Origin of the sequence: Pedobacter albus (genome assembly GCF_036324255.1) — a bacterium.
In the GTDB taxonomy this organism is placed as follows: domain Bacteria; phylum Bacteroidota; class Bacteroidia; order Sphingobacteriales; family Sphingobacteriaceae; genus Pedobacter; species Pedobacter albus.
The window spans coordinates 1290165-1303684 of record NZ_JAZDQT010000001.1; the positions used below are offsets into that span (position 1 = coordinate 1290165).

At 44.9% G+C, this 13520-nt stretch carries 8 protein-coding genes and 1 tRNA gene; 2 read left to right on the top strand and 7 right to left on the bottom strand.

What is annotated here, in order from left to right:
- Positions 1-68: 68 nt before the first annotated feature.
- From VRU48_RS05420 to VRU48_RS05440, 5 genes are all read right to left on the bottom strand, one after another.
- Complete coding sequence (locus tag VRU48_RS05420; protein WP_330106906.1) at positions 69-2237, bottom strand: TonB-dependent receptor; 2169 nt, start codon at positions 2235-2237, stop codon at positions 69-71.
- Positions 2238-2322: 85 nt separating this feature from the next.
- Positions 2323-2721, bottom strand: coding sequence for a hypothetical protein (locus tag VRU48_RS05425; protein WP_330106907.1), 399 nt, complete (start codon positions 2719-2721; stop codon positions 2323-2325).
- 136 nt (positions 2722-2857) lie between these two features.
- Positions 2858-2934: transfer RNA gene (locus VRU48_RS05430), tRNA-Pro, on the bottom strand.
- A gap of 119 nt (positions 2935-3053) precedes the next feature.
- Positions 3054-5480: a TonB-dependent receptor gene (locus tag VRU48_RS05435; protein ID WP_330106908.1), complete on the bottom strand. Its 2427-nt coding sequence runs from the start codon at positions 5478-5480 to the stop codon at positions 3054-3056.
- A 10-nt stretch (positions 5481-5490) separates the two neighbouring features.
- Entirely contained in the window at positions 5491-7890 is a 2400-nt protein-coding gene (locus tag VRU48_RS05440; RefSeq protein WP_330106909.1) for a TonB-dependent receptor, read from the bottom strand.
- 121 nt (positions 7891-8011) lie between these two features.
- Here VRU48_RS05440 and VRU48_RS05445 point away from each other — a divergent pair, with 121 nt between their 5' ends.
- Both VRU48_RS05445 and VRU48_RS05450 read left to right on the top strand, forming a co-directional pair.
- Positions 8012-8425 carry an EamA family transporter gene (locus VRU48_RS05445; RefSeq protein ID WP_330106910.1) on the top strand — a complete coding sequence of 138 codons (414 nt, stop codon included), beginning with the start codon at positions 8012-8014 and terminating at the stop codon, positions 8423-8425.
- Positions 8426-8498: 73 nt separating this feature from the next.
- The gene (locus VRU48_RS05450; RefSeq protein WP_330106911.1) at positions 8499-9506 is read left to right on the top strand and encodes a YncE family protein; all 1008 of its coding nucleotides are present in this window, start codon (positions 8499-8501) and stop codon (positions 9504-9506) included.
- 65 nt (positions 9507-9571) lie between these two features.
- On the opposite strand, the gene VRU48_RS05455 is transcribed toward VRU48_RS05450, so the two are convergent.
- Positions 9572-12592: an efflux RND transporter permease subunit gene (locus VRU48_RS05455; RefSeq protein ID WP_330106912.1), complete on the bottom strand. Its 3021-nt coding sequence runs from the start codon at positions 12590-12592 to the stop codon at positions 9572-9574.
- A 1-nt stretch (position 12593) separates the two neighbouring features.
- Positions 12594-13517 (bottom strand): efflux RND transporter periplasmic adaptor subunit, encoded by a 924-nt coding sequence (locus VRU48_RS05460; protein ID WP_330106913.1) that lies wholly within the window; start codon positions 13515-13517, stop codon positions 12594-12596.
- Positions 13518-13520: the final 3 nt, after the last annotated feature.

A 13520-nucleotide genomic window follows, 5' to 3' on the forward strand; every position in this document is an offset into this window, starting at 1 on the left:
TTGGACGGAAAAAATAGCTTTTAAACAATACAGGACGAATGAGAAAGCCTCATTCATCCTGTGCCTGCTTATTTTAATTTTATCCTGATTCCGGCATTGATTACCCTACCCTCCATCGGCGCATAAACATCCCTGAACTTCGGACTAGCCATGGTGCCCGTATAAATATTATCCCAGCGAGTCTGCCTACGATCTGTCAGGTTTTCTGCGTTGACAAACAAATCCAAGTGTTTCCACATTTTCTGTACCAATAAGCCAAAGGTGATAAATTGCCTGCCCACAGTACCATCACTTAACAGCTGAGAGCCTGTATAAAAACTTTCAGCCCCAAAACGGAAACTATCTTCAATTTCGTAGGTGGCATCAAAACTGAGCCGATGTTTCGGTGTCAGCGGTTGCGTACTAAACTGCTTATTGTCATATAGTTTTGTAGCAGTGTAGGTATAGCCCAAATACAGTCCAAGCTCATCAATAGCGACTTTAAGGTTTGTTTCTGCCCCATGTGTTCTTACATAGCCCTGGGCATTCAGCAAGGCGTTGTTTTCAAGCATCAACGGATGATTTACTTTTGTAAAGAAGAACAATTGATTAACGCTTAGCAAAGCATCGCCTATGGTTGTTCTATAATTGAGATCACCGTTTAAGCCATAAGACTTCTCTGCCATCAACTGACTACTGATGAAAGGCTTCAAATTTGCATAACCTTCCTGTTCACTTCGGTCATTAAATGGTGTAGGCATTTTATAGCCCAGGCCACCACCAATTCTGCTGGTTAATTGCTCGTTGAGCTTAAATAAACCATTTAGCCTTGGCAACAGCAACAGCCCATTGGAAGCTTGAGCCAGCGATGGGCGGTTGTAGTCTACCCGCAACCCGCTCTCTATAGAAAACCAATCTGTTGCTTTATAGACATTCTGAACAAAGGCACCCCAAGTAGTTTGGTGGTAACCCATATCGTTTAGCGAATGCTGGCTGGTAAAATGATCGGTCACCAGATTGATTCCAGCTACCCAATTTAATTTTTCTTGATGGCTTACATAGTTGGCCTCGCTAAAGGACGACAGTTGTTTGCCTCCGAAATCCAATGCAGACATGTTCAGCTGACGATCAAAATAGCCCATGGTGTTTTTGATGTTGATACTGCTTGATTGGTCTATTTGATGTGTAAAAGAAAGCTGTGTTGAAAACCTGAATGTTTTGTTTCGTTCAAAATATTGATGATCCGTACCGGCATGGCCACGAACAACCTGAATATCGCCGCCAAATCGGTTTTCGTAGGTTGTATTCACACCAAACCATCCCGAATTCTTTCCGTCAAGGTAGAGGAACACCTTTGGGTTAAAGGTAAAGCGATTGGTTTGGGGAATGGCTGTAAATCCTGTATGCGAAGGATCGTAAGCATGACTGTAATTATAGGCACCAAACAGGGTTGTTCCGATATGTTTCCATTTTTGGCTATAAAAACCGCTAAGATCTGCACTTTTTGTGCTCGTTGTATTGAGCAAAAAAGTAGTTTCCGGCTGGTCAGGAGTTTTAGTGATGAGGTTAACCAGACCGGCAATTGCTCCCCCACCGTATAAAGTAGAAGCCGAACCTTTGATAAACTCTACCTGTCTTAAGTCGAGCGGACTAACCTGCAGCAAACTCAAACCTCCCGAAAAGCCCTGGTACATCGGCATACCGTCTTGCAGCAGCTGCGTATATTTACTATCCAGCCCCTGAATGCGAAAACTTGCATTTCCACTCACCATAGAAGTTTGTTGGACAAGGATACCAGTAGCTTCTCCAAGCAACATTTTAATGTCGCCAGGCCTCATTGTGCTTTTCTCGTCCAGTTCTTCCAAAGGCAAGGCTTCAATACGCGTTGGAATGTCCCGCAAATTCTGGTTGATGCGGGTAGTTTGTATGATAACTTCATCCAGCTGGTCTGATTGTGGCTCAAGTCCAAATTCAACAACCTGTTCTGGACGCGTTAAAGGAAAACTAATGGTTTTTTCCTGTTTACCAAAACCGATAAAGGAGATTGAAATTTCAAACCTGCCATTCGGGACATTGTTAATGGAAATCAAACCGCTAGTATCAGATGTGGCTACTATTTTTAAAGCAGGTATAGTAACGGTTGCTCCTTTAAGAACCTCTTTGGTTCTGTCATTGCGGACCAATGCTTTAAATGTATTTTGAGCATCGGCGCAAAACGATAATATAATCAATAAAATAATAATGAAAGTTGGTTTCATAACATAGTATAAGCCCATTGCCATATCCAAATACAGCAGATTGGGCACGTAAAAAAATTGAAATAATGAAGGATACTAACTTTAGCTAGCCTAGCGGGGGCCTTAAAAGCTCGTTATGAAAATCAGTAGTTGGCGATGCATGATCGAAATTGGCATATTCCCTAAAAATTTTGAATGGGCTTGCCAAACAGAAACAGGGATTTGACAAAATAACATTTAATGAGCCGGCCTCATGTTTGAACTGCACATTGTTGTTGTCGTTTTGTTTTTTGTCATTTTTATTATTGCCAAAAATTTCTTTTCCATGCAAAAGATAATCCCCAATAAAATCGACTACGCTTAATTCTTCAGGGGTGGCAATGCGGGTATAGCTTCGGTACATATCTGGAATATCCCTCACCAAAGAGAAATCTCCCAAGGGCAATACGATACTACCTGTTAGGAACAAAAAGGCCAGAAAGCAACTAAACCACTTTTTTATCATTGCGGAACAAAGATAATGAAACCGATATGCATTAGCACAGCAGGTCACTGATATTCCTTAAAATATCAAACTCATTTTTAAGGAACAATGTAATTGAAACAAAAAAGCCTCTCTACTTTCGCAAAGAGGCTTTCGTTGGTCGGGGTGGCAGGATTCGAACCTACGACCTCCACATCCCAAATGTGGCGCGATACCGGGCTACGCTACACCCCGATCGGTATCTTATGCTCAAGAATAAATTCTTAAGGCTGCAAAGATATAAAAATACCGACAAAATGATAAATTTTTTAAAAAATATTTAACCTATAAGCACAAGTTGCTGTTAGCCATCGCTAAAACTTATAGCTATAGCCAAGTCTAAACACCTGTGTTTCTAAATAATCGGTGCTTTTTAGCGTAAAGCCATTCCCTATAATCTCTCTTTTGGTTTTGAGGGTATTGAAAAGATCGGTACCATTCAAGAATAATTCGCCCTTCCCTTTTTGCAGCTGTTGCTTGATACCTAAATCGACCGAAAACCGCGAACCAATGGTGCCTTGCGGCACAATATCCTTAGCCAGGTAAACGCCAGAAAGCTGGATTTGCAATTGTTTCCGAAGCTTAAACAAATTGTTCAGCTTCACATTGCCCGAGGTCAGGCTTTCTTCGGGCATGGTATAAACCGTTGGTACCGGATATTTATTGGTAATGCTAAAAGCGTTGATCTTGTTTTGGTAAACCGTTGCACTGGCATTGAACGAATACCATGGGCTGAGCTCTTGTTGCCATGTTACTTCGGCACCCGTTTGGTAGCTTTTGCCTGCATTTTGGAAAATATTATACAAAATGGTGCTGCCCGGCACCTGCGTAGCAATACGGGTAATGGTGGCATCGATCATTTTGTGATACAGCGAAGTATAAAGGCTACCTTTTTTCCAATTCAGCCTATAGCCAAGCTCTACGGTATTGGTAAACTGCGGGCGCAAGGTCGGATTGCCTACTTTAAGCAATTCAGGTTCGTCGTATTTGGGAAATATGCGGATATCAACCTCATTGGGACGGTCTACCCTCCGATTAAAAAATACCGAAAGCTTGTTGTTGTCGTTAAGCTTGTAGGCCAAGCGCAGGTTGGGAAACGGACGGGCATAATCGTAGCCATCGCTTTGATAGGTGTTGTGGTTCGGGTTAACATCGTACTGTACCTTTACATATTCAAACCTCAAGCCAGCTTCCACCTCAAAACGATTGGTTTCGAACACATAATTGGCATATACTGCCGGAATGGTTTCCTTGTAGTCGGCCCAACCGCCTGCATTTACATCAATTGGCGAATTGAGGCCCGGAAAAAACTCCATATTGGTCGGGATGGTACGTCGCCTGAATTTAAGCCCCATTTCTACCCTGCCCTGTTTCAACGGCCTGATGTAGTCGACATTCAGGTCAGCCACATGTTCGTCGGACAACAATTTAAAAGAATCTTCACCCGTAAAGGTCGGCATGTTATTGGTAAAGAAATACTTCTCGTCTTCGCGGTGCCAAGTATAATTGAAGCCTGCATTGAGCAAATGGCCGGGTTGCTTAAATTTATGCTGGTAGCTGACCGAACCCGTTGCCGTATATTTCACCTCGTCTTCCAAAAACTGCCATAGCCTTAAGCGTTGCGAAAAATCGCCATTAAAATAAGGGATATCGCCCCTATCGATGATCTTCTCCCGATTAAAATAACCGGCAACCGTTAAAGAATTCTGTTCGTCGGGATTCCAGTCTACCCCAGTTTTTGCCGTGGTATACGTTGTGGTACGGTTGCGTTTTACCTGTTGGTTAATCAAGGTGCCATCACTGTAGGTTCTGGTGGCAAATTCGTTGCGGTTTAAGGTTTGCGTGTACAGCCAATCGCCCTGCAAAAAGGTATTCAGTTTATTTTTACGGTAGTTGAGCGAAACGGAAGGGTTTATTTTTGGCGTTGCCGTATACTGTGGCCTAATGCCGGGCAGGTTTTCTTGGCGTACCCATAAGGCGCCGAGGCCCGTGGTGAGGCCAACTTTGCCGTTAAAGCCTTCCTGCTTGTTTTTCTTGTAAACGATGTTGATGATGCCTGCATTGCCATTGGCATCGTACTTAGCCGAAGGGTTGTTAATGATCTCGATACGCTCGATAGCCGATGCCGGGATATTATCGAGGCTGGTTTGGGTGCCAAATCCGGTCATGGCATTCTGCTTGCCATCAACCAGAACGGCTACTTTATCGTTGCCCCGCAACTGGATCTTGCCGTCCTGTACGGTAACGCCAGGCAGGTTTTGCATGGCTTGTAGTACCGACCCTCCCGATTGGGCTACATTGTTGCTCAACGTAAAGGTCTTTTTATCCATTTTATCAGACAAGCCATCGGTATTGGCCTGCCCCACAATGGTAACGGTATTGAGGCTTTTGGTGTCTTCATCCACCAAAATATCGCCCAGATCCAGAAAAGCGCTTAAGGTACCCACGGTAATGTCGTGCGTTTTTTTAACATGCCCTACGCTGCTGATTTCTAAAGTATAATGGCCAGCTGGCAGGTCGGCCAATTTGAACCGGCCTTCTTCATCGCTAATGGTGCCGGTAACAAAACGTTGCTCGAGCTTGGTTTTGACCACAATATTGCCGTAGGGAATTATTTTTTTTGATTTGCCTTCTTTCAACAAGCCCGAAATGGTGGCTTTAAACGTTTGTGCTTCTACCTCCATTACAGAGCCGAACACCAGAAACAAAATAAAGAAAGCGTTTTTCTTAAAATTGGTCATAGCTTAAAAATTAAAGTGAATTGTCAAAGGTTAAGTCTTTTTTCTTCTTCATGACGCCGAAATTGTAGCTCAGGCCCAGATAGCCTATGCGCGAATTGCTTCGGGTATAAACGTTTTGCACCAAAAGCGGACTGCTCAGCTCGGCTTTTTGCCTTTGGCTCTTGAACACATCAGACAGGGTAAAATAAATAGAGCCTTTTTTATGGAAAATATCCTGTCTAGCGCCCAAATTAAGTACAAAGCTAGGCAAGTACCTACCTTGCGGCGTTAATCGGGCCGATTTGTAATTGGAATTGATTTGCAACATCGTGCTTTTGGTAATTACATAGCTCGAGTTGAGGTTGGCGCTCCAGGTAAAAGTATTCTTTTTGGTGCTGTAGCCTAAATTAGAGGCATCTATCTGGTTGTAAAAAGCATTTGGCGTAAAATTGATGTTGAGCTTATCGCCAATACTGGCCGAAAAAACAACGTCGGCTCCAACAGCTTGGTCGTTGGCCAAGTTTTGCTGCGTAGTAACCAGCGTCGTGCTGTTTAAAGGCGTGGTGATGGAAGTAAAGCCATTGTATTTGTAACGGTAATAAATTCCGGGCAAAATGGTAAAGCCATTGTGTTTCCACTGGTAGCCCAACTCTACCGAATGGATGATTTCCGGCAAAAGATGCGGATTTCCTACACGGATATTGGTCGGGTCGGCATATTCTGCAAAGGGGTTCAAATCGTCGCCCTCTGGCCTACGCACCCTTCTGCTGTAGTTAAGTTGCAACTGTTTGCTGTCGCTGAGCTGATAAGTAAGGTGCAAGGTGGGATAAACCTTAAAATAATGGTTCGGAATAGTGGTAGCCGTGGTAATCAGATGCGATTTGATATCGGCATATTCGGCTCTCAGCCCCAGCATCAGTCCAAATTTGCGCCAGGCTTGTTCAACCGTGCCATAAAGCGCATGGATATTTTCGTTGTAGATGAAACGGTTGGTCTTTAAAGCATCGGCCACAAAGCGCTGTTGCGTGGCATCATAAGCTTCGCCATAAAAATCGAGGTCTTGCCTGTTGTAGCGACCATCGTAGCCAAATTCCAGCTTGGTGTTTTCCGAAAGCGGATTTTCGTAGGCCAAAGTCAGCTGCTGGTTATCGGCCGTTTGCTTAATCAGCGTATTGTCTAACTGGTTTGGCGTAACCGGTACCCGATAAGTATTGGTATAATGGTTATCTTCTACCTCTGGCGAATGTGCGGCATTGAATTCCAGCCTTATTTTGTGACCCTCGTTTTTAAAATTGTGTTCAAAGAAAAAGGTCGCATCGGCTTCTCTTTCGTATTCATAGTTTTTCCGCAACCGGTCGTAATCGGCAAGCAGACCGCTGCTGTTGCTCACGGTTTTAAGGGTGATGTCGTTCTTGTGCATTTTCCGGAAATAGTAGTTTCCAGATAGGCCTAGGCTGTTTTTATCGTCGATGGCATAATCCATGCCGATGAGCGCCGTATTGGAAAAAGGCCTGGAGCGGGCGCTGATTTCGTCGTGATAATAAGCCAAGGCCGAAGTGCTAGGGTCTGCTTGGCTTCGGTTATTGGTAGTCAGCCTTAAACGGTCGTCTTGCTTAATGCTGTAGCTGCCAAAAATATTTACCTTGCCGGGATTGTAATTGACATTGGCATTGGCATTATAGCGCTCCTGGTTGCCCATATTAGCCGTAACGCTACCATTTAAGCCTTTTTTAACGTTCTTTTTGAGGACGATATTGATGATGCCTCCAGTGCCATCGGGTTTATATTTGGCCGATGGGTTGGTAATAACTTCTATTTTTTCGATACTATTGGCCGGCAATTGCTGCAAGGCTGCCGCCGCGTTTTTGCCCATAATTGGCGAAACCTTGCCATTGATCAAGATGGTCGCGGTAGAGTTGCGCAGGCTTACGTTGCCATCAATATCAACCTGTACCAAAGGCACATTTTGCAATACCTCGCTGGCCGAACCAGATTTGGCCATTACGTCTTGGTCTACATTATATACCTTACGGTCAATGGTGTTGCTGTACAAAGGCTTTTTGGCCACCACCTCCACTTCGTTCAGTTTCTTGGCTCCGCCACCCAAGCTAATGTTCAGGTCGATTTTTCGGTGACTGGCATCGATGCGCAATTCGGCCGATTTGAAACGGTCGTAGCCTACAAAACTGGCCACGATATAGTATTGGCCATCGGGAAGGCCAGCAAATTTATAGATGCCTTTGGCATTGGTTACTTCTTGTTTATAAATGGCGGCATTGCCCTGAACCATTACCGCAACGGTTACAAATTCTAAAGGCTGGGCCGAGGCGGCATCGGTTATTTTTCCGGTAACCACACCATTGTTTTGGGCATTTGCCAAGACGGTTAATACAACTAATTGAACAAAAATAAGGAAGAGCTTTTTATACATGTTAAAGGTTTTGATGCATAATTAAGCTCCAAATCTGTTTGAAATTTGTAGCGGCTTTTCAAAATCGGCTACATCGGTTATTTTTTTGTAAATTGAGGCAAATCAGTAAAACCGAAATGTTATGTGGAAAATCTATGCCCTGCTTTCGGCCTTTTTTGCAGCAGCCACGGCCATTTTGGCTAAAGTTGGCATCAAAGGCATCAACGCCAACCTGGCAACAGCCATCCGTACAGTAGTTATCGTTTTTATAGCCTGGGGAATTGTATTGGCCACCGGCGAAGTGAAGGAAATCAAAACATTGACCAAACAAAACCTTATTTTTCTGGCACTTTCGGGCGTAGCCACGGGCTTGTCGTGGATATTCTATTTCAAGGCCCTGGAAAAAGGCGATGTTTCGAAAGTGACGCCCATAGATAAACTCAGCGTAGCCATTGCCCTCGGTTTGGCCTTCCTGATTTTGAAAGAACCCATTGAAGCCAAAACACTGATCGGCGCTTTGCTGGTTGTAGCCGGCAGCATTATTATCATTCTTTAGTAGGCCCGAAAGAATTGCTTTTCCGACTACAGTATTTCTACAGAATGTTTGAGTTGATTTAAATTAAAAACTCATGAAAAAAAGATTTTTTTCGCTAGTAGCATTGCTAGGTTGTGCGCTGCTAGGTACGGCCCAACAAAAAACCGGACTTCATTTGCTTAAAGTCCATAAAATTGAAAGCGACGGTGGCTGGGACTACCTCTCTATCGACCAAAAGAATAGCTTATTGTACGTATCGCATGGCAATCAGGTTAACATCCTCAACAAGAGCACCGGCGATTCTGTGGGCATCATCCGCAACACCCAAGGCGTACACGGCATTGCCATAGCCAACGAATTTAACAAAGGCTACACCAGCAATGGCAGAATGGGTTCTTGTACGGTTTTCGACCTGAAAACTTTTGCGGTAACCGGACAGGTAAGCGTAGGACAAAATCCGGATGCCATTTTTTTCGACAGCTTTTCTAAAAAGGTATTTGTTTTTAACGGCAAAAGCATGGATGCCAGTGTTATCGATCCTAAAACCGACAAGTTAGTGGCAACCATCCCATTGGGAGGCAAGCCCGAAACCGGCGTTTCGGACGGCAAAGGCAAAATTTACGTGAACATTGAAGATACCGGCGAGATTGTATGTTTTGATGCCAATACTTTTAAAGTACTTTCAAGGTACAAACTTAAAGGTGGCGAAGAACCTTCTGGGCTGGCTATCGACAAAACGACTTCGAGATTGTTTACGGTTTGTGGCAATAAGGTCATGATTGTTTTGGAAGCCAACACCGGCAAGCAACTGGCGGTTCTACCTATTGGCGATGGTGCCGATGGTGTAGTTTTCGACGAAGCCACCAAAACCGCCTACAGCTCGAATGGCGAAGGCAATATTACAGTGGTCAAAGAATTAAGCGCCCAACGTTTTGAGGTACAGGAAACCATTGCCACCAAAACAGGCGCCAGAACCATCGCCTTAGATACCCAAACCCACCACCTGTTTTTGCCTACTGCCGACTTTGAAAAAGCAGCAACGGCGAATGCGCGTCCTAAGCGAGTTCCAAAAACCTTTCAGGTATTGGAATTTGGCAAATAATTTCCCTATCGCCCCGAACCCAACAGCAATAATGCTCAACTGGCTCGGGGCGATTCTGTTTTCTGTTAACGGTAAAATTTCCTGATCAGGCTTGGCAATGCAATAAGCAACAAAGGCAGGCCCACTATAAAGCCGCCGATTACGGCAATAGCCAAAGGCTGGTGCAATTGCGCTCCGGCTCCAATACCCAAGGCCAATGGCATCAGCGCAATAATGGCGCCCAAGGCGGTCATTAATTTGGGGCGCAAACGCGTAGAAATGGCATAGGTAATGGCATCGTCTACGTTTTTTTCGTGCAACGATTCCTTAAACTGTAGAAAGGTGAAAATAGCATTCTCGCCAATAATACCTACAATCATGATCAAGCCGGTGTAACTGCCCACGTTCAATGGCGTATGGGTGATGAACAAGGCCAGGTAGCTGCCCGAAATCCCCAACACGGCAATAACCAAAATCAGGAAGGCAATCTTAAAATCCTTAAACAGAAACAGAATGACGCTGAATACCAGCAAGCTCGATGCAATTAAGATGGTCAGCAACTCGGCAAAAGACTGCTGCTGCTCTTTGTAGGCCCCGCCATATTCGATGTGGTAGCCAGAAGGCAGGTTAACTTTTGAACTAACCGCCGTTTGGATATCTTTCATGGCACTGCCCAAATCGCGGTTGTCTAAACGTGCAGTAATCACTCCTATCGACTGCAGGTTTTCCCGTTGCACTTCGGCACTGCCAGCCTGTATGTCTACCTTGGCCAACTGCTGTATCGGGATGGCCGTTCCATTAGGCAGGAATAGCTTCATCCTGCCAATATCCTGAATACCAAAGCTACGGCTGTTGGGATAGACCATGCGAATTGGCGACAGCAATTGCTTATCGTATAAATCGCCAATCAGGTTACCCTGCATCGCCGTTTGCACCTGCGTTTGAAAACTCACTGGCGTGATGCCGTATTGGGCCAACAAATTGAAATTCGGTTGAATGTTGACGGTTGGCCCCGAAAGCACAATGCCATCAAAAACATCGGCCGTGCCGTTCACTTTCGAAACAATAGCGGCCACTTTTTTAGAAAGTGCTTGCAGTGTTGCCTGGTCGTTGCCAAAAACCTTCACCTCGATGGGTTGCGTAGAGCTCATCAAATCGCCGAGCATATCTCCTATCACCTGTCCAAAATCGATAACCAAAGCCGGTTGGCTACTTTCAATTTGGCTACGGATTTCCGAGATCACTTCTTCCGTAGTTTTGGTCCTGCTTGGTTTTAATTGGATCAGGTAATCGCCGGTATTGGGTTCGGTAATAAAGAATCCCATTTGGGTACCTGTACGCCTCGAATAAGCCTGCACTTCGGGTATCTTGACCAGTTTTTTTTCTACTTCTTTCAGCATCCTGTCGGTTTCTTCGAGTGAAGTTCCCGGTGGCGAAGCATAATCGAGCACAATACTACCCTCGTCCATTTCGGGCAGAAATCCGGTTTGCAGATTGGGGAATACCAGTACAACAGACAGCACCAACAAGGCTAGAAAAGCAAAGCTGATCCACGAACGTTGGATAAAATAGCGCACCCAGCCCTGCGATTTCACTTCCTGCACTTTTGTTTTGGCACGCAACGAATGCTTTCCGCTATTCTTGGTGAGCAAAAGGTAAACCACCGGCAAACCAATCCAGGTTACAAAAAACGAGCATACCAAGGCAATAATCATGGTATTGGTCATCACCTGAAAATAGGAACCGGCAACCCCAGTCATCAGCACAAAAGGGATAAAAATAACAATGGTGCTAATGGAAGAACCCAGCATGGCTGGAAACAGGTAATTAATGGCCCTAATGAGCAGGTTTACGGTCGGTTCTTCTGGATGCTCCTCGTGCGTACGGTGGATCTGTTCTACCACCACAATGGCATCGTCGATGATCAAGCCGATGGCCGCCGCAATAGCACCCAAAGTCATGATATTTAGCGAATAACCGATAAAATAGAGCACGATGATGGTCAGGCAGAGCGTAATCGGGATGGTTACCAATATCGTGGCGCTGGCTTTAAGCGACCTTAAAAAGACAATAGCCACCACAATGGCCAAGGCCAGACCAACCCAAAGGCTATCTCTAACGCTTTTTACCGATTCGTTTACAAAATCGGCCTGTACATAATAAGGTTTGATGCTTACGCCCGCAGGCAACATGCTTTTCAATTGCTTTACTTTATCAACCATTTGGGCCGACAAATCGACCAGATTGGCATTAGGCTGTTTGATTACCGCAATGAGCACGCCATCTTTGCCATTGGCATTGATGCGGGTATATTCTACGCTTTCCTGTATTTTGACGTTGGAAATGTCTTTCAGCTGCACCATACGATTGCCTTTTCGCGCCAGCACCAGATTTTCCAGATCGGTTTTGCTTTTAACTGTAGCATCGGTAACCGAGAGGTACAAAAAATGCGATTGCGAAAGATAGCCATTAGATTTGATGAAATTGGTTTGCCCCAAAGCGGTGCTTACCTCATCGGGCGAAATGCTCAAGGTCTGCATTTTTTGCGGATCGAGCTCAACCCAGAATTCCTTGGTCTTGCCACCAATCACCCTGATTTCGGATACGCCATTAACCTGCGATAAAAAGGGCTTAACGGTATAATCGGCTATGCGTTTGAGTTCGGCAGGCGATTTGGAATGGCTTTCTAAACTGTAACCGCTTACCGGCAAAATGGAAGGGTTCATTTTCTCGACCGAAATATTTACTCCCGGTGGCAAAAAGCCGCTTATTTTTGCAATCTGTGCCTCAATCCGTTGTTGACTGAGGTCGATATCGGCACCAGGGTTCATGTAAGCCGATAATTCGCAACTGCCCCTACTGGTGGTACTTCTGACCAATTGCAAGTCGGGAACCTGTTTTACCGCATTTTCTAAGGGACGAGTTACCGTAAGCACCATTTTGTCGACCGGCTGGAGCTCCGCCTCGGCAATGACCTTGATTTTAGGGAAAGTAATTTCTGGAAACAGCGAGGTTTTGAGTTGCAAAAAGGAATAGGCTCCGCCCAGCAATACAATAATCAGTACGGCCAGGATAGGATTTTTATGGGAAAGGAAAAAATTCTTCATCTTATTTCATGATTTTGACCTTCGCCGTATCGGCTATGCCGTAATTCCCTGTGGTTACAATACGATCAGTTGGGGCGAATTTGGGACTGAGTACCTCTACAAAGCCATTATTTTCGATTCCTTTTTTCACGCTTACCTTAATGGCTGTAGAATCGTTGATCATTTTCATTACCCAAAACTCTTCTTCGGTTTCATTGGCCAACACGGCCGATTTAGGCAGTACCTGGGTATTTGCACGGTTGCTTTTGATCAATTTCACCTTGGCAATCAGTCCTTCGGGAATGGCAGTAGCCGTATTTACCTTCAGAATGTAGCGTTGGGTCTGCGCCAACGAATCGACCGAAGGCATGGTACCAGCCAAACTGCCTTGCAGGCGCTGTCCGTCGGGCAATTCAATGCTGATGTTTTTATTGGTATTGATCAGCTGGTTGTACTCATAAGGCAAATCGAGCAAAAACACCAAACTGTTGCGGTTGCTGATGGTGGCCAAAGCCTCGCCATCTTGTACGTAATCGCCTTTTTGGTGATTTACCTGCACAATCAACCCTGCTTGCGCGGCCCTGATTTGGGCAACGCCAGAAAAATTAAGGTTGGGATCGAGCTTGTTTACACTGTTGCCAATAGCCTTGGCTTCTTTGGTAATCAAACTGAAAAGCAACTGTCCGTTGCCTACCTGCTTGCCGGTTTGCGCATTGGCCGTTTGGATATAGCCATTGATATTTGCCTTGACAAAGCTTTTTTCCAGATAGGCCGACACCGCGTTTACATCAATGGTTTCCAACAGTGTTGTATCTGCCACCGAAACTACTTGTACAGGTGTGACAGGTACGGGCGGTTCGGCTTCGGTATCGGTTTGTTGCTGACAAGAGGCCAAAGCCAATAGTGCAAAAACCGCAGGACATAAAATTTTGATAGCGCCTTTCATATA